The organism is Flavobacterium sediminis (assembly GCF_003148385.1).
GTDB classification, from domain to species: Bacteria; Bacteroidota; Bacteroidia; order Flavobacteriales; family Flavobacteriaceae; genus Flavobacterium; species Flavobacterium sediminis.
Map to the genome: position 1 here is coordinate 3,225,961 of NZ_CP029463.1, position 21,047 is coordinate 3,247,007.

The window sequence follows — 21,047 nt, forward strand, 5'->3', positions numbered from 1 at the left end:
AGGCAGCTTAATTTCCGCTGCCATTTTCATTTTGTTGTTCCAATCTATCTTTAACGTATTCTATCTTTGTTTTTCCGTGTGGTGCCGGTTTTCCGTCCGAACCTAAATTAACCATAATGATATTGTCTATCGTAATAATGGTTTCACGTGTCATTTTATTGCGAACTTCACTTTTTAAAACTAAAGAAGTTCTACCGAATTTAACGACTTCAATACCTATTTCAACAATATCCCCTTGGTTGGCCGAACTCATAAAGTTAATTTCACTCATATATTTCGTTACCACCTTTGAATTTTCTAACTGAATGATCGAATATAAAGCAGCTTCTTCATCTATCCAGGCTAATAACGTTCCTCCGAATAATGTTCCGTTAGCATTAAGGTCCTCTGGTTTTACCCATTTTCTGGTATGAAATCTCATAATTCTTTAGTTTTAAAATTCAATGTAAAAATACTAAATCACATCCAATTCTGAGGTATGAATTCTTCTTTAAAAAAACTAAAAATTCGGACTGTTTTTTGTAAAATCGATAAAGTAATTAACAATTGATTCTTAATAACTTATCGTAAGTAGCCGAGATTCAAGCTTTTTGATTTCGTAAATTTAAGTATCCAAAAAAAGAAAAGATGAAAACGAAAGATGAAGCTATTTTAGAGATCCGAGGTGAATCTATTGGCTTAGTAACCGAAAATTCAAGTTCTGAAGAGCGCTTTCAAAACCAAACCATTCGTCCTATTTTAAAATTTCAAAACGATCTGTTTGTAGAGGTATTCAAGAACTACGCTACCAAACAAAAAGGGGTATTTTTTACTTTAACACCGGAAAAGAAAATGAACTATATTGAAAATGCCATTCAGCGCGATATCAAGTTCCGAAATTCACTGAAAGGCATTATCATTGGTATGTTCACAATAACGGAATACAAGGAATACATCCAAAATTCATCCAATTTGAACAAAAGAATGATGAATTTGTTAATGGAACGCCTTAAAAACCAGTTACAGCTATTAGAAGATTAATACAGGCTTTCTCCGTTTAAATTTGTAGTCAGCACACTACTCATATAATCAAAAAACGGACGCATAGCAGCAAAAGTTTTCAGTACTTCCTGTTGGAAATCAGGTTGTAATACTTCTTTATTGCTAAATTGACGAGCCAATAAATATTGCTTTTTACGGATCAGATCAATATCCGGATGATTCTTGTCAAAACCTTTGGGAGCGGTTTTCAGTTCGTCACCTGTTAAAATACCAAAATTCTCAATGAATTGAGGTTGTTGTAAAATAGCTCGCAATTCTTCAGCATCAAGTTCAATTTCTTTGCGAATACGTTGCAGATCCTCAGCATTCGGATCCCAAAAACCGCCACCCACAAAACTATTGTTATTCTCAATATGCAAATACATACCACCGCGCAATAAAGGCTTCGTACGCGTAAATGAAGCGCTGAAATGAGCTTTATAAGGCGACTTATCTTTTGAAAAACGCACATCACGGTAAATTCGGAAGACATGTACTTTCTCTATACTGTCTTGCTTACCTAATTCACCCCCTACTTGCTGGAAGAAGGCTTTGCTATTTTGAAACTCCCGATCGAACTCTTTTTTATGTTCGGCAAACCATTCCCGGTTATTGTTGGCTTGTAACTCGCTTAAAAAATCAAAGGTTTTTTGACTGATCATTTTTATTTTAAAGGTACAAAAGTTTAGGAAAATAAATATATTTGAAAAAATAATAAAATATGAAAACAGAAAAAGTATTACTCGCTATTTTTTGCATTGGATTAGTATCTTAACGAAAAACTGATTAAAGTTATTGAAGATCCGATATATGAAGAACTTTATGAAAGGACAACCTATATGAATGATACTAAATAGAACTAATAGAGAAATTTGGAGAAGCAAATCACTACTTCTCCCTTTCTTTTAAAACGTTAACAACATCGTTTAGTTTATAATTTTTGGCTTGTAACAAAATCAAATAGTGAAACAATAGATCGGCACTTTCGTTTAAAAACAAATCGTCGTTGCTGTCTTTGGCCTCAATAACTACTTCAACAGCTTCCTCTCCTACTTTCTGCGCAATTTTGTTGATTCCTTTTCGGAATAAAGAAGTGACATAACTATTGGTTTCAGCATTACTTTCGGCTAATTTTTTGCGATTAGTAATGGTTTCTTCTAAATGAGTTAAAAACCCATATTCCTGATTGTTAGCTTTTTGCCAGCATGTGTCTAAACCTGTATGACAAGTCGGTCCCAATGGTTTTACTTGTACCAAAAGCGTATCTTGATCGCAATCTTCGGCAATGGAAATCAGTTGTAAAAAGTTACCGCTTTCCTCGCCTTTGGTCCACAATCGGTTTTTACTTCGGCTAAAAAAAGTTACTTTTTGAGTAGCCAACGTTTGTGCCAAAGCTTCTTCGTTCATGTAACCCAACATCAGTACGTTTTTAGTTTCTGCATCTTGAATGACAGCCGGAAGTAAGCCATCGCTATTTTTTGAAAAATTTGGTTTCATATTTTTTAATGTATCATTAACGGTTTAAAATAATTTGTATGATTGTCACTTTGAGCGAAATTGAGAAGTTTTAAACCTTTCGAATCACAATATTTTGATCGGCTAAATACTGTTTCAATTCCGGAATTGGGATTTCATTAAAGTGAAAAACGCTAGCAGCCAAAGCAGCATCGGCTTTTCCTTGAATAAACGCATCGGCAAAATGTTCTTTGGCTCCTGCTCCACCCGAAGCAATTATAGGGATATTGACCCAAGACGACAACTGGGCTAAAGCTTCGTTTGCAAAACCATTTTTGGTTCCGTCATGATCCATAGAAGTAAACAGAATTTCTCCGGCGCCCAAATTTTCAACGGTTTTTGCCCAATCAAACAAATCGATTGCAGTGGCTTGTTTACCACCAACCAAATGTACTTTCCATTGGTTTTCAATTGGTTTGGCATCGATGGCAACCACAACACATTGACTTCCAAATTCTTTAGCCAATTCTTCTATTAATTTCGGATTTTTAACGGCAGCCGAATTGATAGAAATTTTATCAGCGCCGTTTTGCAACAATACCGAAACATCAGCAACAGAAGCAATTCCGCCGCCCACAGTAAACGGAATATTAACGGTTTTAGCCACATTTCGAACCAAATCGACTAAAGTTCGACGGCGTTCTTCCGTAGCCGAAATATCTAAAAAAACCAATTCGTCAGCACCAGTTTCGGCGTATTTTTGTGCCAATTCCACCGGATCGCCCGCATCGCGTAAAGCCAAAAAATTGACTCCTTTTACGGTGCGTCCGTTTTTAATATCTAAACAAGGTATAATTCGTTTGGTTAGCATAATTTTTTTATTTGTGACTCATAATAAATTGTTCCAATTGTTTTAAACTGATTTTTCCTTCGTAAATCGCCTTTCCGATGATCGTTCCATCGCAACCTAATTCGGCTAATTGATACAGCTCTTTTTCGTTTGAAATTCCGCCGGAAGCAATGAGTTTTAAATTTTCGTTAGCCGAATTGCATTCGGTTAAAATCTTTTGGTACAAATCAAAATTCGGGCCTTCAAGCATTCCATCTTTAGAAATATCGGTGCAAATTACATACTGAATGCCTTTGGTTTGATATTTGGCAATAAAAGGCAATAAATCTTCACTAGATTCTTCTTGCCAACCCGATACGGCAATTTTTTCGTTCTTTGCATCAGCGCCCAAAATAATAGCTTCCGAACCGTATTTTGTAATCCATTGTTCAAACACTTCTGGATTTTTAACGGCAATGCTTCCGCCTGTAATTTGCTGTGCGCCACAATCGAAAGCAATTTTTAAATCATCATCCGATTTTAAGCCACCACCAAAATCAATTTTTAGTTGGGTTTTAGTCGCCAAGGTTTCCAAGGTTTTATAATTGATAATTCGGCTCGATTTGGCTCCGTCTAAATCCACAACGTGTAAATAGTCAATTCCGGCATCTTCATAGGCTTTGGCCACTTCTAACGGATTTTCGTTATACGTTTTTTGTGTGCTGTAATCGCCTTTGGTCAAACGAACACATTTTCCTTCAATAATATCAATGGCAGGTATAATTCTCATGTTTTTAACTATCTAAAAAGTTTTTTAAAATTTGTTCTCCGACTTTTCCGCTTTTTTCCGGATGAAATTGAACACCGTAAAAATTGTTTTTTTGAATCGCCGAAGCATAATCAATTCCGTAGTTAGTTTGTGCAATATTAAACGGATTTTCCAGAACATAATAGCTGTGAACCAAATACATATATTCGTTTTCTGAAATATTTCGGAACAAATCAGACTTTAAATTTGCAATGGTATTCCAACCCATTTGCGGTACTTTGACGCTATTGCTGAATTTTTTTACATCCAAATCAAAAATACCTAACGCATTGGTATTTCCTTCTTCTGAATGGCGACACAATAATTGCATACCCAAACAGATTCCTAAAACCGGCTGCTTCAAAAGGGGATCACTTGGTCTAAACCAGTACTTTTTAACTTTTGCATGGCACTACTCGCCTCGCCTACACCTGGAAAAATCACTTTATCAGCTTGTTGAATAATCGTGGCGTCATGGGTAACGATTCCTTGAAAACCCAAGCGTTCCAAAGCAAACAAAACACTTTGAACATTGCCAGCGCCGTAATCTATAAGTGCTATTTTTTGAGTTGTATTCATTATAAAAGACCTTTAGTGGACGGTAAAATCATTTTATCGGGATCGCGTTTTACAGCTACTTTTATCGCTTTGGCAAATGCCTTAAAAATAGCTTCAATTTTGTGATGTTCGTTTGTTCCTTCTGCTTTGATGTTTAGATTTGCTTTAGAACCATCGGTAAACGATTTGAAAAAGTGAAAGAACATTTCCGTTGGCATTTTTCCAATCAATTCGCGTTTGAAATCAGCTTCCCAAACCAACCAGTTTCTTCCGCCAAAATCAATAGCCACTTGTGCTAAACAATCGTCCATAGGCAAACAAAATCCGTAGCGCTCAATGCCTAATTTATTGCCCAAAGCTTTTGCAAAAACTTCGCCCAGAGCAATAGCTGTATCCTCAATGGTGTGGTGTTCATCAACTTCTAGATCTCCTTTTACTGAAATTTTCAAATCCATTTGGCCGTGACGTGCAATTTGGTCTAACATGTGATCGAAAAAGGCAATTCCGGTATCGATTTCACTTTTACCAGTTCCGTCTAAATTTAGCGTGATGGCAATATCCGTTTCATTGGTTTTACGAACTATACTAGCGCTTCTGCTTTCTAACTTTAAAAACTCGTAAATGTTTTTCCAAGATTGTGTTTTTAACGCAATAAACGCTTCTAAATCCTGAACTGTAGCCGAAAGTTCTGTTTGTCCCAAAGTTTCTTCATTCGCAATAAAAATAGCTTTAGCGTTCAAATTTTTAGCCAATTCCACATCGGTAATGCGATCACCAATGACAAAAGAGTTTGACAAATCGTATTTTTGGGCATCTAAATATTCGGTTAACATTCCGATTTGTGGTTTGCGTGTCGGTTTATTTTCGTGAGGAAAACTGTTGTCGATGTGAACTTTACTAAACGTAACTTTTTCGTTTTCAAAACATTCGATAATGAAATTTTGAACCAGCCAAAAGTTTTCTTCGGGATGACTTTCAGTTCCCAAACCGTCTTGGTTAGTTACCATCACCAATTTGTAATCCAATTCTTTGGCAATTTTCCCCAAATAATAGAACACTTCCGGATAGAATTTTAGTTTTTCAAATCGATCCACTTGATAATCGGATGGTTCTAAAACCAAAGTTCCGTCTCTATCGATAAATAATACTTTTTGTGCCATTTATAAGTTCTTTAGGGTTTCTAAAACGATTTTATTTTCTTCGGGTGTACCTATGGAAATTCGCAGACAATTTTCGCAAAGTGGTTGGCTACTTCTATCGCGAACAACAATGTTTTTGGTTACTAGTTCTTGGTATCTTTTTTTAGCATCATCTACTTTTATCAGAATGAAATTAGCATCACTCGGGTAGATTTCTTTTACAAATTCAAATTTAAGTAATTGTTGAATTAATTTTCTTTTTTCTTCTGTAAATAAAGTACTTATGTTTTTTAAAACGTCTTCATTTTTTAAAACATTAATTGCTTTTTCTTGCGATAATGTGTTAATATTATATGGCTGTTTTATCTTGTTTAAGACTTGAATAATTTCTTCAGAAGCATATAAAAGACCAACACGCAATCCGGCTAAACCATAAGCCTTTGAAAGCGTTTGCGAAATGATTAAATTAGGATATTCGTTTAGTTTTTGCAACCAACTTTTTCGTTGTGCAAAATCAATGTAAGCTTCATCTAAAACGACTAATCCATCAAAATTATCCAATAAAAAAGTAATGTTTTCTTCAGTGAAACAATTACCTGTTGGATTATTCGGCGAACACAAAAAGATAATTTTTGTATTGTTATCAACGGTTTCTAAAATCTGCTGTATGTTAGGCTGAAAATCGTTGGTCAACAAAACTTCTCTATTTTCAATAGCATTTAAATTGGCTAAAACACTATACATTCCGTAGGTTGGCGGCAAAGTGATAACATTGTCAGAATTGGGTTCGCAAAACGCGCGAAAGACTAAATCCAAAACTTCATCACTTCCGTTTCCAATTAAGATTTGTGATGTTTTTACGTTTTTTTGCTTCGCCAAAAGCTCTTTTAACTTCTTTTGTTGCGGATCCGGATACCGGTTTAAGCCTGTATTAAACGGATTTTCGTTGGCATCCAAAAAAATCATTTCGTGTTCAAAATCCTGAAATTCATCCCGTGCCGACGAATACGGTTTCATGGCTTTGATATTGGAACGAATAAACGAATCGATATTAAATGTTTTCATTTTCAAGTGTTTTTAAACGAATTGTAACTGCGTTTTTGTGTGCTTGTAAACCTTCGGCTTCAGCCATGATTTCAATGGTATTTCCAATAGTTTGCAGCCCTTTTGGACTGATTTTTTGAAAAGTGATTGCTTTCAAGAAACTATCCAAATTGACACCACTATAATTTCTAGCATAGCCATTAGTTGGTAAAGTGTGATTGGTTCCCGAAGTATAATCACCGGCACTTTCGGGTGTGTAAGAACCTACGAAAACCGAACCTGCATTTTGAATGCCATTAATATAAAACTCTTCATTTTGAGCTGCAATAATAAAGTGTTCCGGAGCGTATTCGTTGATAAAATCCAAAGCTTTTTGCTCCGAATCGAAATAGATTAAACGCGATTGTGCAATGGCTTGTTCGGCGATAGTTTTGCGTGGTAAAACGGCCAATTGCTTTTCAATTTCTGACTCAGTTTGTTTAAGAACCTCTTGAGAAGTAGTGACCAAAATTACCTGACTATCAGCACCGTGTTCGGCTTGACTCAATAGATCAGAAGCTATAAATGCAGGATTTGACGTTTCGTCGGCTACCACTAAAAGTTCCGAAGGTCCGGCTGGCATATCGATAGCAACTCCATATTGCGTAGCTACTTGTTTGGCGACTGTTACAAATTGGTTTCCAGGACCGAAAATTTTGTACACTTTAGGAACAGATTCCGTTCCAAAAGTCATAGCAGCAATGGCTTGAATGCCACCAATTTTTTGGATTTGTGTGATGCCGCATAATTGGGCTGCAAATAAAATTGCCGGATTGATCTTTCCTTCTTTATTTGGCGGCGTACATAAGATAATCTCTTGACAACCTGCTAATTTTGCAGGAGCTGCCAACATTAAAACGGTTGAAAATAAAGGCGCTGAACCTCCGGGAATGTACAATCCTACTTTTGAAATTGGCTTTTTTTCTTGCCAACAATTGATTCCGGGTAGTGTTTCTACAGCAACTTTAGCGGTTTTTTGAGCTGCGTGAAAACGTTCAATATTCTTTTTAGCGGTTTGAATCGCTTCTTTGAGTTCGTCAGAAAGTTGTTGTTCGGCTTCAGTGATTTCTTGTTGCGTTACTTGATTGTTTTCTAACGTAATTCCGTCAAAAATAGATGTGTATTTTGCTACTGCTTTGTCCCCTTTTTGCTGAATTTCTTTAAAAATGGCGCTAACAGTGAGTTCGATATCTTGAAAGGATTGCGTTGGTCTTTGCGTCAATTCGTTCCAAGTATTTTGTTCCGGATTTAAAATTGTATTCATTGTGTGTGTTGTTTTTGAATTAAAGAACCATTTTTTCTATTGGGCAAACCAAAATTCCTTCGGCACCTGCTTCTTTTAGTTGGTCAATGACTTCCCAAAAAGTATCTTCATTGATTACCGAGTGCAGGCTGCTCCAACCTTCTTCCGCCAAAGGCATAATCGTTGGACTTTTTAAAACCGGTAAAATGGAACTTACGGCTTGAATTTTAGTATTGGGAACATTCATTAAAATGTATTTTGATTTTCTGGCTTTTAGAACGGATTGGATACGGAATTGTAGTTTTTGCAGTAATTCTCGTTTTTCGGGGGCAATTTTTGGGGAAACAGCCAAAACCGCTTCACTTTTTAGAATGACTTCTACTTCTTTTAAATTGTTTTTGAATAACGTACTTCCGGTAGAAACAATATCGACAATAGCGTCAGAAAGCCCGATATTTGGTGCAATTTCAACAGAACCTGAGATTTGGTGAATTTCGACATCAATACCATTTCCATTAAAAAAATGTTGCACGGTATTAGGATAAGAAGTGGCAATTTTTTTGCCTTGTAAGCTTTTCAATCCGTTGTAATCGAAAGCTTTTGGAACAGCGACCGAAACCTTACATTTTGAAAAACCCAATCGTTCGACAATTTCAAGGTCGTTTCCTTTTTCTATTAATAGATTATCGCCTACAATGGCAATATCTGCTACACCATCTGATACATACTGCGGAATATCGGAGTTACGCAGATATAAAACTTCTAAAGGGAAATTTGAAGCCGTAGCTTTGAGTTGGTCATTCCCATTTTCAATAGAAATTCCACAGTCTTTAAGGATTTTTAAGCTATCCTCGTTTAATCGTCCTGATTTTTGAATGGCAATTTTTAAGGTGTTCATTTTACTTTTTTCTTAAAAATGAGTACACCAAGAGAGTAATGAGCAAAAAGAAACCCGCTTGATGTACTCAAACGGGTTATTATTTTATGAGATTATTACATACCAATCATCATTACCTCGCTTGAGCGTGTAAAAAATGATGATGATGATGTAATTGATTTAAAAACATTTTTGTTCTATTTTGTTTGACAAATGTACAACAGTTTTTGAATTGAGCAATAGTATTTTCAAAAAATAACATTACCCTGCTACTGAAACACCAATTAAAGCGCCAATTCCGTAGGTTACTGCGGCGGCGGCTAAACCAAAAATTATCTGTCTGAATCCTGAGAACCAAATCGATCTTCCGGTGAAAAGCGTAATTGAAGCTCCAATAATAAATAACCCTACTACTCCGCTGGCTATGCTGAGCATAATTGCTTTGAATCCGTCTAAAAAGATAAAAGGATACAATGGAATGATAGCTCCAACAGAAAACAATAAAAAAGAAGTTATAGCCGCTTCCCAAGCCGAACCGCCCATTTCTTCTTTATTAATTCCTAATTCTTCTGAAATTAATGTATTTAAAGCGGTTTCTTTGTTTTCAAAAAGTTTATCAGCTAATTTTTGAGCTTCTTCTTTGCTCATTCCTTTAGCTTGATAAAGCAAAATTACTTCATGTTTCTCTTCTTCGGGTGAAGCTTCTAATTCTTCTGTTTCCAACTCAATCTGGCGTTGGTTTAATTCGCGTGAACTTTGCACGGAAAGCCATTCGCCTAAAGCCATAGAAATGGAACCGGCTAATAATCCGGCAACTCCGGTGAGTAAAATGGTACTGTTAGAAACAGCTGCTCCGGCAACTCCCATAACCAAACTCATATTGGACACCAAGCCATCATTGGCTCCTAAAACGGCCGCTCTTAAAGCATTTCCCCAACCGATTTATGTCGGCTTTCAAATTTGGATAAAAAGCCTCCATCAATATTAAGTTTCTGATTGTCACTGACTGCTTCAATGATCTTTAAGTGATTGTGCTCAAAACCATCAAGCGGAACGCCATCGGCATTTTTTTGCTGAATTGTTTTTGAAGCATAATTTTTCTCAATATTGGATAAATTGTTCAGTATAGAACTGTATCCAAAGACTTTACCTAATTTCAATTGTAATTTTGCTTTGCCCGAAGGCGGGATCATTTTAAAATTAGGGTCGATCACATTAATCTTTTTCAGAATAGCATTGGCATGACCTTTTTCAATATCAGACAAACTGTTTAAAACTGCTTTTAAATTTTCGTCAGCCTGTAATTGAGCAATGGAATAATAGAGAAAACTGGTGTCTACTTCCATTTGCAGTTGTTCTCTTAGTTTTTTGATTTCGGTCATATCAATTCACATTAGTTAATATCAAAAGCGCCTTTTGTCAAAATTTTAGCAGTAGAAGGTAAATTACTTTCCGGTAAAATTTGGGTAAAGGTATCGGTTTGTTCGCCTGTTTTAACCAAAACCTTTTTGAAGCTGTAACTTCCGTTTTGATCTTTATCTACTAAAAATACAAATTTTTTGTCATTTTCTGACAGAATAGCTTCTGTTGGAATACCTAAGCTTTTAATACTTTCGGTTTCAATTTTAGCTTCGACATACATACCGGTTAACAAACGTTGTTTAATATTATCGTCTAAATGACCGTGAACCATAATAGTTCTGTCTTTATTTTCAATGGATTTACCTACTAAAACCACTTCGGCATTAAACTTTTCTTTAGAGGCTTGCGGAACGGTAAAAACAATGTTTTGTTTTTCTTTTATTTTTAAAATATCTTTTTCAAAAACATTTAATTCTATATGCAAATGATCGATATCAACGATCTCCAGAATAATATCAGAAGGAGCCATAAACATTCCTACATTGGCATTCATCTGAGTTATATCACCGGAAATAGGTGCATAAAGCGTAATTACGGATGTAAAATTTCCTTTTTCTACTTGTGCGGGGGAAATATTTAAAAGTTCTAATTTCTTTTTTAAACTTTGGTACATTCCGAATGCTTTTTTATAATCACTTTCCGCTTTTAAGTAATTTTTTTGTGAGGTAATTTTCTCCTCATATAAAGTTTTTTGTCTTTCATATTCTGATTTTAGATAACCTATTTGTTCGGCAACTTCTACGTAATCTTTCTGAAGATCAACAAAATCTGTATTTTCTAACGTTAATAGTGCCTCTCCTTTTTTTACTTTATCCCCTACCAAAAGGTTAGTAGTTTTTACATAACCTCCTAAAAAAGTAGTGACTTTAGCTTTATTTTGTGGCGGAACATCAATCATTCCGGTTGCCTGAACGGAAATATTGAAATCGTGTTCAGATAGTGAACCTAATTCCATATTCATGGCTTTGAATTGCTCATGAGTTACAGAATATCCGTCTTCATTAGTAGATTCGGGTTCTGCTGTGGTTTCCTGATTTTTACAAGAAAGAGTTACCAGGCTTAGTAAAAAGATATAGCTTATTTTTCTCATGAGATTAGTAATTAAGGTATTGTAAGTCAATTTTAGCATTGTTGTATAATAAAACATTGTTTAGAAATTCTATTTCTATTTGGGTTGCATTGTCCAAACTTTGAATGTATTGGAAGAAATCAATTTCCCCGTGTTTGTAGCTCATATCAGCCACTTTTATAATTTCGGAAGCTAAATGTTTTCCAGTTTGGTTGTAATAATCAATAGCTTCCTGATATTTCAATAATTCGCTTTGTTTTTGTTCGATATAGCGATTCATCTTTTCGGTTTCACTTTGTTTTTGCTGTTCCCAACTTTCCATTTCCAATCGGGCTACTTTTTGTTTGGTCACATTGCCGTTAAAGAACAAAGGGATTGCTACTCCAACCTGAATTCCATATAAAGATTGTGACAAACCGTTGTTTTTACCTCTGAAATACTCAATGCTCAGATCAGGAAACCAGTTTTGTTTCTGAAAGCGGTTTTGTTGTTTCATGTTTGCACTAATGGTAGCAAAATAGTTCTGATACAAACCTTGTGAAGTGGAATCACTTACAAGATAAGGCTGTAAATCTGAATTTTGAACCATTACCAATGAATCGGATTGAAGCAAAGCCTGTAACTGTGCATAGGCTGTTTTTTTATCGCTAGCAACCTGCGTCAATTGTGTCGCAATTTGTTTGTATTTAGCTTCTGCTGTAATTTTTTCTAAATAATTAGATTCTCCTAATTCAAATCGGCGGCTACTGGCTTTAGAAAAATTCTGGTGCAAACTATCTAAAAAACGATATAGTTTTTCTTTATGCTGGTAATATATAATTTGGTTGTATACTTTTTCTAATCCTGATTTCAATTTGTTTTTTTGAAGTTCAAAAGAGGCTTTTTCTTTTTCGTAAACCGTTTTTAAGACTTTCTTTTGGGCAAAGTAAACCGTTGGAAAAGAAAAGGTTTGATGAACACCAAAAACTTTTAAAGGTTCGTTATTAATAGCCAGATTATTTTGATCATAACTATAATAAAAATTAGTTTTATCAAGAGCAAATGCCGAACCTATGTTGGCTTTTTGTTTGTCAACTTGTAATTGTCCCGCTTTTAATTCCGTATTGTTTTCCATCGCTAATTTAAAAAGCTGCTCAATTTCTTGCTGAGACTTTTCTTGTGCATTAACCGATTGCATTCCGCCTACAATTGAGATCAGTAAAACAATTACACTCGCCTTAATTTTAGGTTTCTTAAAATCTTTCGTACTCAAAACTTTGAATAATACCGGTAAAACAACCATAGTTAACAATGTAGCAGTAAATAAACCACCGATTACAACAGTTGCCAACGGGCGTTGAACTTCGGCACCGGCAGAAGCTGAGACTGCCATAGGAAGAAAACCTAATGCTGCTGCTGAGGCAGTTAATAATACCGGACGCAAACGATCTGTTGTACCTCTTAAAATTAACTCATCAATACTATCCATTCCTCTATGTTTAAGTTCTTTAAAATGCTCGATCAAAACAATTCCGTTAAGTACTGCGATACCAAACAAAGCTATAAATCCGATACCTGCCGAAATACTGAACGGTAGATCTCTAATCCATAAGAACAAAATTCCTCCTACAGCAGATAATGGTATGGCAGAGAAAACCATAATAGCTTCCTTGATCGAATGAAAAGCAAAATATAACATAATGAATATTAGGAACAAGGCAATAGGAACGGCTACCATTAAACGAGCTTTAGCACTTTGTAAATTTTCAAATTGTCCTCCGTATGTAACATAATAACCTGCCGGTAATTTGATCTGTGTATCTACAATTTTTCGAATATCATCAACTACACTTTGCAAATCGCGATTTCTTACATTAACTCCTACTACGATTCTACGGTTGGTATTGTCGCGTGAAATTTTAGCGGGACCTTCTGTATAGCTTATATCAGCCAGTTCCCGTAGTGGAATCTGGAAGTTATCCGGTGTGGTAACAAATAAATTGCGTAGATCTTCTATATCCTGACGTTTCGTTTTATCTAATCGGACTACTAGGTCAAAGCGTTTTTCTCCTTCAAAGACGTTTCCGACTGTTTTTCCGGCAAAGCCCAATGAGATCATGTCATTCAAATCGGCGATATTCAATCCGAATTGAGCAATTTTAGAACGATTGTACTGTACTGCCATTTGTGGCAATCCTTCTGTTTTTTCTAAAATAATATCAGAAGCTCCTTCTACGTTTTGAATGGCTTTTTCGACCTCTTTTGCTTTTTCAGCTAAGATATCTAAATCTTCTCCGAAAATCTTAACAGCCACATCCGAACGGGTTCCTGAAACTAATTCATTAAAACGCATTTCGATAGGTTGTGTAAATTCAACCTCTAAGTTGGGAATTTTCTTTTGGATAGCAATTTTAATCTTATCCGCGAGTTCATCCTTTGTTTCAGCAGAAACCCATTCTGATTTTGGCTTTAATTTTACAATAATATCACTTTCCTCCATACTCATAGGATCGGTTGGAACTTCAGCAGCTCCTATCCTACTTACTACTTGTTGGACTTCCGGGAAATTTTTCCGTATAATTTGTTCTATTTTAGTAGTTGTTTCAATAGTTTTACTTAAAGACGTTCCTGTTTTTAAAACCGGTTGGATCACAAAATCACCTTCATCTAAGGTCGGGATGAATTCTCCTCCCATTGTTGTAAATACAGCTATTGCAAGTACTAAAAGACCTAAAGCAGAATACATTACTTTTTTAGTATTTTTCAGTGCCCATTTTATTACCGGATAATACCATTTATTTAATTTCTTAATCAATCGGTTAGAAATTGATCTCGGATTTTCTTCTGTCGGTTTTAAAAAGATAGAAGAAACTACCGGAACATAGGTAAAACAAAATAGCATGGCTCCTACGATAGCAAAACTAAAGGTCATTGCCATAGGTTTAAACATTTTTCCTTCAACTCCTGAAAGGGATAAAATAGGAATAAATACTATTAAGATTATTAACTGTCCGAAAACAGCCGAATTCATCATAGTAGAAGCACTTTTTAGAGTAATTTCATCTATCTCAGATTGGCGGTTCTCTTTATCAATTGTCTTTAAATGTTGGGATTTACTTGAAATCTGAAATGCAATAAATTCAACAATGATCACGGCGCCGTCAATAATAATTCCGAAGTCGATAGCTCCTAAACTCATTAAATTAGCATCAATCCCGAAAATATTCATAAAAGAAATAGCAAACAGCAAACAAAGCGGAATGACTGAGGCAACAACCAAACCGGAACGCCAGTTGCCCAGTAACAGAACTACTACGAAAATAACGATTAAACAGCCCAAAATAAGGTTTTCCGATACTGTAAATGTTGTTTTGGCAACCAATTCACTTCGCTCTAAAAATCCGTTAATATAAACACCTTTAGGCAATGTTTTCTGTATCTCTGCCACTCTGTTTTTAACATCTTCTAATACTTGTTTAGAATTAGCTCCTTTTAGCATCATGACTTGTCCCAGTACTTTTTCACCTTCACCGTTTCCGGTAATGGCTCCGAAGCGATTGGCACTTCCATAACGAACATCGGCAACATCTTTAATTAATACAGGAGTTCCGTTTTCGTTTTTAACGACTATTTGCTTGATATCATCAAGAGAATTGACTTTACCTTCTCCTCGAATGAAATAACTTTGATTCACTTTTTCGATATAAGCACCTCCGGCCACGCTGTTATTTTTCTCCAAAGCTGTAAATACTTCATCGATCGAAACATTCATGGATTTTAATCGGGAAGAATTAATCGCGACTTCGTACTGTTTTAAATAACCTCCCCAAGTATTGATCTCTACAACTCCTTTGATACCGGATAACTGACGCTTAACGATCCAATCCTGAATGGTTCTCAGGTCTGTAACGGAATAGCGATCTTTGTATTCGGGTTTTACATCTAAGATATATTGGTATACTTCTCCCAATCCGGTTGTAATTGGTCCCATAGAAGGACTACCGAAACCTTGCGGTATTTTTTCACTGGCTGATTTTATTTTTTCGGCAATAAGCTGACGAGGTAAATAGGTTCCGATTTCATCTGTAAAAACAATGGTTACAACTGAAAGACCAAATTTTGAAACCGAACGTATCTCTTCTACTCCGGGTAAATTAGCCATTTCTAATTCGACCGGATACGTAATATATTGTTCAATATCTTGCGTAGATAAATTCTGTGATGTTGTGATAACCTGAACCTGATTGTTTGTAATGTCAGGAACGGCTCCGATAGAAATGTTAAAAACGGAATAAACACCAAATCCTACTATAGCAAAAGTCAATAAAATTATGATAAGTTTATTTCGTAAACTGAAGGCAATAATCTTTTCCAAGGCTTTAAAATTTTATGATGTAAAACTAAGAAGAATGTATAAGATTTAACTTAAGATTGCCTTAAAGTAAAATTAAGAAAAGCTTAGTATTACAGTGGTACCGTGCTCTTCAATACTCTCAATAGCTATTTCTATTTTTAAAAGATCACAGAGTCTTTTTACTATTGACAGCCCAATACCTGTTCCTTTTATTTCCGGGTGCATAGTGGCATTTGAACGGAAAAATGAGTTATAAATCTTATCTAAATCTTCTTTTGAAATTCCTATACCGCTATCCGTTACTTTACATTTTAATCCGTTCTTAGTTTGTACGGCTTCTATTACTAATATACTATCCGGATTGGAATATTTTAATGCGTTTGAAATTAAATTATTAAAGATAATTGAAATTAAATAATAATCAGAATTAAGCGTACAGTTTTCTTCGATCTTTGTGAGAACTGAAATATTTTTTTCTTTGATTTTTTGTGAGAAACGTGATAAAATATCTAAAATCAAAGCATTAAGATGAATGGTATCGTTCTTAATGTTCTTCTTCTGATTTTCAAACCGTGCCAGGAGTAACAGTTGGTCTACCAAAGTATTCAAACGATCGACTTCGCTGATACAAAACGCTATTTTTTGATCGTATTCTTCTTTTGTTCTCGGTTTGCGAATTAAAACTTCTAAAGTTCCTTTAATTACAGCTAACGGAGTTCTCAGTTCATGAGAAGCATCTGAAGTAAATTGTTTTTCCCGTTCAACTGCACTTTCTATTCTATCCAATAATTGATTGATCTGTAGCGATAACTGATACAATTCGTCTTTATTTACCGGAAGCGGAATTCTAGAGGATAAGTTGTCTTTTGTAATGCTTGAAGAGGTTTCAATAATATTGCTGATCGGAGCGATACTTCTTCCGGCAAAGAACCGTGCTATAAAGAATAATATCACTAAAATTAAAGGGTAAGTTATTAAAAGGACATTTTGTAAAATAATGATAAAAACGACATCATCTAAGGACATAGCTACAACCATGTAACCTACAACATTATTATCATCGACGATCTCTGTTTGAATCTGTCTGATCTTTTTTCCGTTAATTTCAGAGTCTACAAATTTATTATTCTTTTTTTCACTGTAAAGAGATAGATCTTCATCTTTCAGATTAGGAGATTTGTCAATGAGCTCTTTATTATTGTCATAGAACTCTACAAAAACCGGGTTTACATCAACAGAGTTATGTTCTCTGTCACGCCATTGATTAACCCTTATAAGATAAGTCTGATTACTGTCAAGAGTAACATTTTTTAAGTGTTTTTGTTGTTCTTTCTCTATTTCACCGTTAATATGAGAATTGATACTTAGTTTAGAAATATGAAATAAAAACAGAAAAACAAAGCCTATCAATAAGGCTGTACTTATTATGTAGTAAAAAGCAATTCTATTTTTAAATGAAAAAGAAAACATATTAATCGTTTGCTATATAGCCTACTCCTCTGACTGTTTTAATTAAATCCTGATTTTTTGATAAATTGAGTTTTTTTCGAATAGCATTCATGAATACATCTATAACTCCGGTATCGTATTCAAAATGAATATCCCAAACATCTTCAATGATGTTATTTCGAGTACATACTTTTCCTTTGTTCTCAATTAAATACGCTAAAAGTTCAAATTCTCTTTGTGTAAGAGAAACTTCTTTTTGATCCACATATACCTGAAAGGTATTTTTATTCAACGTTATATTTCCTAATTGTAACGTTGTTTCTTCTTTTTTGCGAAAATGAATTTTTATGCGTTCTAATAGTTCTTCAAAACTGAACGGCTTTTTAATATAATCGTTAGCTCCTGCCTTTAACCCATCTATAGTTTCCTGAACCGTATCTTTTGCTGTTAAAAACAAGATCGGAACTGTAGTGTTTTGTTTTCTGATATTTTGACATACTTCTAATCCCGACATTTTAGGCATCATCCAGTCTAACAAGATCAAATCAAAAGAAGAATGGAGGGCTTTTTCCAAACCCTCCACTCCGTTGATAGCAGTAGTTATAGTAAAGCCTTCTTCTTCTAATCCTTGTTGCAGGAAATTTAAAATTCCTATTTCGTCTTCAACAATGAGTATATTCATAAAAAATTATTGTTGTACAAATTTAATAGCAAATGATATAATATTTGCATCTAAACCATCATTTCTGCTGTAATGATTATATCTGAGGTCAATATTCTTAATTCCGAACTTCCAGATTTTAGCGGAAGTGAAAATATCTGTATAACTTACTCCTACTCCATATTGATTGGAAACAAAGGTAGACAAATCATAATCAGATGTATAATATTCTTCTGTTGATACGTGCATTTCATAAGGTGCAAAATATTTAGAAGCATTTTGCGTATAGTAACGATACATCGGATAAAATGTGAATTTATCAGTCAATTTTATCGGAAGTTCTATACTTGCGGTATGAGAGTCAACTCCCCAATTATCCCAATAGTAACGGTAATAAGTTCGTATGGTTACTCGTTCGTGCAAGTAAAAATTCCAACGCATACCGATAGGTAATTTAAAACGTGTGTCCGGTAAGCGCTCTATGTCATCTGCCAATTGGAACTCATTGATAAAATAATTAGGTTTATCACTAAAGTATATCCTTTGGTAGGGCGTTGACAATAAGCCTTGTTGTTGTAGAACATCCATAAAGAAAGAGGCCTGTATCTTACGTGTAAAAACCTGTGACAAACCTAATGATAATGAATATGAGTTACGATTTTTGTTACTATGGAACTTAAATTTTTCAGGATTATAGGGATCAAAGTTCAACGGATCGTCTGTTGTAATGGTAAAGTAATTGTAAATACCACCATACAAACCATGATCTGCAAAATCTTGTAATTCTTTAGGATAAATAGGCTTCCACTGATCCAGATAAACATTGGCAGAAACCGAAAGTTCAGTGTTTTTATCATTAAGTAATCGGGTATAACCACCTCCGAAACCGATCGAGTGGTAATCGTATTCCACTGAACCGGATATATGAGCGTTCCAAATAGTATTTCTATCATCTGAACTATGGCTATAGCCTAAAACCAAACTGGTCAATTGATCTGAAGCAGATGCTCCTGAACTTGCCTGCCAAGGACTTGGCGTATTACTATCAAACGGATTAATATTACCGGATGAAGCAGATGAATAAGCAGAAACACCAACATCAACGGTTAAAACGTCATCCTCATTTAAAGGCATTGTCACTACGATTGTAGGTGTGATATCGGTCAACTCTTCCATCCCTTTACCGCCTGAAACTGCCGAGTGAACTCCATCCTGCTTATAATAACTCATTAAGAAATCAACTTCCGTAGCCTCCAGAACACGTTTCTTATAGGACACCCCTGTAGAATCCTGCTCTTGCTCTTGTGCCTGAGCAGCAAATCCTGCTGTTACTGTTAATAGAAAAACAAATATTTTTTTCATCTTAGTCTTTTAAACGATTAGTTACAACCGCAACCTCCTCCGGTCTTACCGCCATTGGCTCCGGCTGCTGCTTCTCTATATACTTGATAATTAGTCTCAAAACGTTCAGCAGTTCGGGCTGACAATTTCATCTCCGGATCGTTAAGGTATTGTTTGTCATACTCTTTAACGGAATTGCATGATTGTAATCCGGCAACCAATACAATTAGAAATAAGATTTTCTTCATATAAAAACAGTTTTATTCTTTATGTTGGTATTGTTCAATATCGATACTTTTTGAAGTAAAAATTTCACCTGTATCATCTACGATAATACAGCCTAAACCAGGCAATTGATTAATTAAATTAAGCCCTACTTCTTTTCCCATTACAAAGATCGCTGTTGCCAAAGCATCAGCTAATTCCGTTTGTTTAGCAAAAACAGAAACACTAACGATACCGCTGGCAGGATATCCTGTACGGGGATCAATGATATGGGAATAGCGTTTGCCATTAAACACTACAAATTTTTCATAACTTCCGGAAGTTTCCACTGCACTATCGATCAAAGGAAAAGTAGCAAAAACTTTTGACTTATTCATCGGGTTAACAATGGCTACTTTCCAAGGCTGCCCGTCCGGTTGATTTCCCCAGACATTTATATCTCCCGAAACATTTACAATTCCTGAAGTACAGCCTTTGCTTTGCAATAATGTTTTGATATTATCTGCGATATACCCCTGTCCTATTCCTCCTAAACCAAGTTTCATTCCTTTATTCTTCAGGAAAATAGTCGATTGTGTAGCATCTAAAATAATATTTTGATAACCAACACGCTCGACAGATTTTTTGATTTCTTCCGGTGACGGCATTTGTTTCATACTTCCGTCAAATTTCCATATTTTATCCATTGAAGCATAGCTAATATCAAAAGCGCCTTCTGTCAACTTAGAGATTTGAATGGCTCTGAAAACAAGTTCAAATACTTCTTTGCTGACTTTAACCGGTTTAATCCCTGCATTTTTATTGACTTGGGAAATTTCGGTTTCCGGAATCCAATCGGAAATTAAGTTTTCTACTCGCTTTACTTCGGCTATAGCCATACCGCAGTAATATTCCCCTTTAGTACTATCGGGAACGATTACTGTAATTTCAAAAGGACTTCCTAATAGCCCCTGATGTTTCTTATAAACAATCTGGGCATTAGCTATTAATCCATAAAATAAAACGACAAATAAATAACGCATTCTTTATTTTTCTAATGCATGAATCATTTTTATATATTCTTCAGGCGGAACATTCTTAAAGCCCATTTTTCCTAAAACTTTTCCTGTAGGTGTTAATACGACAACTAACGGAAAGCTTCCTTCTCTGTTATATTTCTCTGCTAATGCTCTGTTGTGAGTTGTTTGCTCTTCTGAAAGCTGATTGGCTTTTTTTCTCGGAAAATTAGCACGAACTAAAACCCAGTTTTCAGCAGATTCTTTTTTAAACTCTTCTGATTGCCAAATATTTCTATCTAATTTAATACACGGAGCACACCAGTCAGAACCCGAGAATATCATGATAATATTTTTATTCTCCGTTTGTGCTATCTTTTTTGCCTCCTCAAAATTGTATTTCCAATCTTGGGAAAATCCTGTAATCGAACACAATAACAGAACTAATAACGTTGCAATTTTTTTCATGCTTTAAATATTTATACAAATTAAACAATTTATAACTGCAAAAAGTATGCTACTTTTTTTTCTTAAGTAAAT

Annotated in this window: 20 protein-coding genes and 1 pseudogene; 1 reads left to right on the top strand and 20 read right to left on the bottom strand. The window is 35.1% G+C overall.

Going from position 1 to position 21,047, the window contains the following annotated elements; all coding sequences use genetic code 11:
* Window positions 1-7: 7 nt before the first annotated feature.
* The gene (locus DI487_RS14955) at window positions 8-421 is read right to left on the bottom strand and encodes an acyl-CoA thioesterase (protein WP_109570363.1); all 414 of its coding nucleotides are present in this window, start codon (window positions 419-421) and stop codon (window positions 8-10) included.
* 206 nt (window positions 422-627) lie between these two features.
* Between DI487_RS14955 and DI487_RS14960 the strand changes: the two genes are divergently transcribed.
* Window positions 628-1,020 (top strand): glyoxalase, encoded by a 393-nt coding sequence (locus DI487_RS14960; RefSeq protein WP_109570364.1) that lies wholly within the window; start codon window positions 628-630, stop codon window positions 1,018-1,020.
* On the opposite strand, the gene DI487_RS14965 is transcribed toward DI487_RS14960, so the two are convergent.
* The 19 genes and pseudogenes from DI487_RS14965 to DI487_RS15050 all read right to left on the bottom strand — a co-directional run bounded on the left by DI487_RS14965 (window position 1,017) and on the right by DI487_RS15050 (window position 20,975).
* Window positions 1,017-1,688, bottom strand: coding sequence for a DUF2461 domain-containing protein (locus tag DI487_RS14965; RefSeq protein WP_109570365.1), 672 nt, complete (start codon window positions 1,686-1,688; stop codon window positions 1,017-1,019). The two genes, DI487_RS14960 and DI487_RS14965, sit on opposite strands and share 4 nt — an antisense overlap.
* A 220-nt stretch (window positions 1,689-1,908) precedes the next feature.
* A complete protein-coding gene (hisIE, locus tag DI487_RS14970; RefSeq protein ID WP_109570366.1) occupies window positions 1,909-2,517 on the bottom strand; it encodes a bifunctional phosphoribosyl-AMP cyclohydrolase/phosphoribosyl-ATP diphosphatase HisIE in 609 nt (202 codons plus the stop codon).
* A gap of 70 nt (window positions 2,518-2,587) precedes the next feature.
* Window positions 2,588-3,346: an imidazole glycerol phosphate synthase subunit HisF gene (hisF, locus tag DI487_RS14975; RefSeq protein ID WP_109570367.1), complete on the bottom strand. Its 759-nt coding sequence runs from the start codon at window positions 3,344-3,346 to the stop codon at window positions 2,588-2,590.
* A gap of 7 nt (window positions 3,347-3,353) precedes the next feature.
* Entirely contained in the window at window positions 3,354-4,094 is a 741-nt protein-coding gene (gene hisA / locus DI487_RS14980; protein ID WP_109570368.1) for a 1-(5-phosphoribosyl)-5-[(5-phosphoribosylamino)methylideneamino]imidazole-4-carboxamide isomerase, read from the bottom strand.
* Between the two features lie 4 nt (window positions 4,095-4,098).
* Window positions 4,099-4,691: pseudogene (hisH, locus tag DI487_RS14985) on the bottom strand (imidazole glycerol phosphate synthase subunit HisH).
* Entirely contained in the window at window positions 4,691-5,830 is a 1,140-nt protein-coding gene (gene hisB, locus DI487_RS14990) for a bifunctional histidinol-phosphatase/imidazoleglycerol-phosphate dehydratase HisB (RefSeq protein WP_109570369.1), read from the bottom strand. Before hisB ends, hisH begins: the two are co-directional and overlap by 1 nt.
* Window positions 5,831-6,874: a histidinol-phosphate transaminase gene (hisC, locus tag DI487_RS14995; RefSeq protein WP_109570370.1), complete on the bottom strand. Its 1,044-nt coding sequence runs from the start codon at window positions 6,872-6,874 to the stop codon at window positions 5,831-5,833.
* Entirely contained in the window at window positions 6,861-8,156 is a 1,296-nt protein-coding gene (gene hisD, locus DI487_RS15000) for a histidinol dehydrogenase (RefSeq protein ID WP_109570371.1), read from the bottom strand. The genes hisC and hisD overlap by 14 nt, the downstream gene beginning before the upstream one ends.
* Before the next feature lie 19 nt (window positions 8,157-8,175).
* Complete coding sequence (gene hisG, locus DI487_RS15005; protein ID WP_109570372.1) at window positions 8,176-9,033, bottom strand: ATP phosphoribosyltransferase; 858 nt, start codon at window positions 9,031-9,033, stop codon at window positions 8,176-8,178.
* 240 nt (window positions 9,034-9,273) lie between these two features.
* A complete protein-coding gene (locus tag DI487_RS16410; RefSeq protein WP_245896442.1) occupies window positions 9,274-9,891 on the bottom strand; it encodes a VIT1/CCC1 transporter family protein in 618 nt (205 codons plus the stop codon).
* 41 nt (window positions 9,892-9,932) lie between these two features.
* Window positions 9,933-10,394, bottom strand: coding sequence for a ferritin family protein (locus DI487_RS16415; RefSeq protein ID WP_245896446.1), 462 nt, complete (start codon window positions 10,392-10,394; stop codon window positions 9,933-9,935).
* Window positions 10,395-10,405: 11 nt separating this feature from the next.
* Window positions 10,406-11,524, bottom strand: a complete 1,119-nt coding sequence (locus tag DI487_RS15015) for an efflux RND transporter periplasmic adaptor subunit (protein WP_109570702.1) — start codon at window positions 11,522-11,524, stop codon at window positions 10,406-10,408.
* 4 nt (window positions 11,525-11,528) lie between these two features.
* Entirely contained in the window at window positions 11,529-15,857 is a 4,329-nt protein-coding gene (locus DI487_RS15020) for a CusA/CzcA family heavy metal efflux RND transporter (RefSeq protein ID WP_109570373.1), read from the bottom strand.
* Window positions 15,858-15,929: 72 nt separating this feature from the next.
* Window positions 15,930-17,306: a sensor histidine kinase gene (locus DI487_RS15025; RefSeq protein ID WP_109570374.1), complete on the bottom strand. Its 1,377-nt coding sequence runs from the start codon at window positions 17,304-17,306 to the stop codon at window positions 15,930-15,932.
* Window position 17,307: 1 nt separating this feature from the next.
* Window positions 17,308-17,967, bottom strand: a complete 660-nt coding sequence (locus tag DI487_RS15030) for a response regulator transcription factor (RefSeq protein WP_109570375.1) — start codon at window positions 17,965-17,967, stop codon at window positions 17,308-17,310.
* A 6-nt stretch (window positions 17,968-17,973) separates the two neighbouring features.
* Window positions 17,974-19,308: a DUF3570 domain-containing protein gene (locus DI487_RS15035; protein ID WP_109570376.1), complete on the bottom strand. Its 1,335-nt coding sequence runs from the start codon at window positions 19,306-19,308 to the stop codon at window positions 17,974-17,976.
* Between the two features lie 17 nt (window positions 19,309-19,325).
* On the bottom strand, window positions 19,326-19,535 hold the full coding sequence (locus tag DI487_RS15040) for a DUF4266 domain-containing protein (RefSeq protein ID WP_109570377.1): 210 nt from the start codon (window positions 19,533-19,535) through the stop codon (window positions 19,326-19,328).
* 12 nt (window positions 19,536-19,547) lie between these two features.
* Entirely contained in the window at window positions 19,548-20,534 is a 987-nt protein-coding gene (locus tag DI487_RS15045; protein WP_109570378.1) for an FAD:protein FMN transferase, read from the bottom strand.
* A gap of 3 nt (window positions 20,535-20,537) precedes the next feature.
* Window positions 20,538-20,975, bottom strand: a complete 438-nt coding sequence (locus tag DI487_RS15050) for a thioredoxin family protein (protein ID WP_109570379.1) — start codon at window positions 20,973-20,975, stop codon at window positions 20,538-20,540.
* Window positions 20,976-21,047: the final 72 nt, after the last annotated feature.

Bases quoted from the DNA above. Each gene is read 5' to 3' on its own strand.
- DI487_RS14960 (WP_109570364.1), top strand. From the start codon at position 628: ATGAAAACGAAAGATGAAGCTATTTTAGAGATCCGAGGTGAATCTATT.
- DI487_RS15045 (WP_109570378.1), bottom strand. From the start codon at position 20,534: ATGCGTTATTTATTTGTCGTTTTATTTTATGGATTAATAGCTAATGCC.
- hisB (WP_109570369.1), bottom strand. From the start codon at position 5,830: ATGGCACAAAAAGTATTATTTATCGATAGAGACGGAACTTTGGTTTTA.
- hisG (WP_109570372.1), bottom strand. From the start codon at position 9,033: ATGAACACCTTAAAAATTGCCATTCAAAAATCAGGACGATTAAACGAG.
- hisC (WP_109570370.1), bottom strand. From the start codon at position 6,874: ATGAAAACATTTAATATCGATTCGTTTATTCGTTCCAATATCAAAGCC.
- DI487_RS16410 (WP_245896442.1), bottom strand. From the start codon at position 9,891: ATGAGTTTGGTTATGGGAGTTGCCGGAGCAGCTGTTTCTAACAGTACC.
- DI487_RS15035 (WP_109570376.1), bottom strand. From the start codon at position 19,308: ATGAAAAAAATATTTGTTTTTCTATTAACAGTAACAGCAGGATTTGCT.
- DI487_RS15025 (WP_109570374.1), bottom strand. From the start codon at position 17,306: ATGTTTTCTTTTTCATTTAAAAATAGAATTGCTTTTTACTACATAATA.
- DI487_RS14955 (WP_109570363.1), bottom strand. From the start codon at position 421: ATGAGATTTCATACCAGAAAATGGGTAAAACCAGAGGACCTTAATGCT.
- hisD (WP_109570371.1), bottom strand. From the start codon at position 8,156: ATGAATACAATTTTAAATCCGGAACAAAATACTTGGAACGAATTGACG.
- hisIE (WP_109570366.1), bottom strand. From the start codon at position 2,517: ATGAAACCAAATTTTTCAAAAAATAGCGATGGCTTACTTCCGGCTGTC.
- hisA (WP_109570368.1), bottom strand. From the start codon at position 4,094: ATGAGAATTATACCTGCCATTGATATTATTGAAGGAAAATGTGTTCGT.
- DI487_RS15015 (WP_109570702.1), bottom strand. From the start codon at position 11,524: ATGAGAAAAATAAGCTATATCTTTTTACTAAGCCTGGTAACTCTTTCT.
- DI487_RS15030 (WP_109570375.1), bottom strand. From the start codon at position 17,967: ATGAATATACTCATTGTTGAAGACGAAATAGGAATTTTAAATTTCCTG.
- DI487_RS15040 (WP_109570377.1), bottom strand. From the start codon at position 19,535: ATGAAGAAAATCTTATTTCTAATTGTATTGGTTGCCGGATTACAATCA.
- DI487_RS16415 (WP_245896446.1), bottom strand. From the start codon at position 10,394: ATGACCGAAATCAAAAAACTAAGAGAACAACTGCAAATGGAAGTAGAC.
- DI487_RS15050 (WP_109570379.1), bottom strand. From the start codon at position 20,975: ATGAAAAAAATTGCAACGTTATTAGTTCTGTTATTGTGTTCGATTACA.
- hisF (WP_109570367.1), bottom strand. From the start codon at position 3,346: ATGCTAACCAAACGAATTATACCTTGTTTAGATATTAAAAACGGACGC.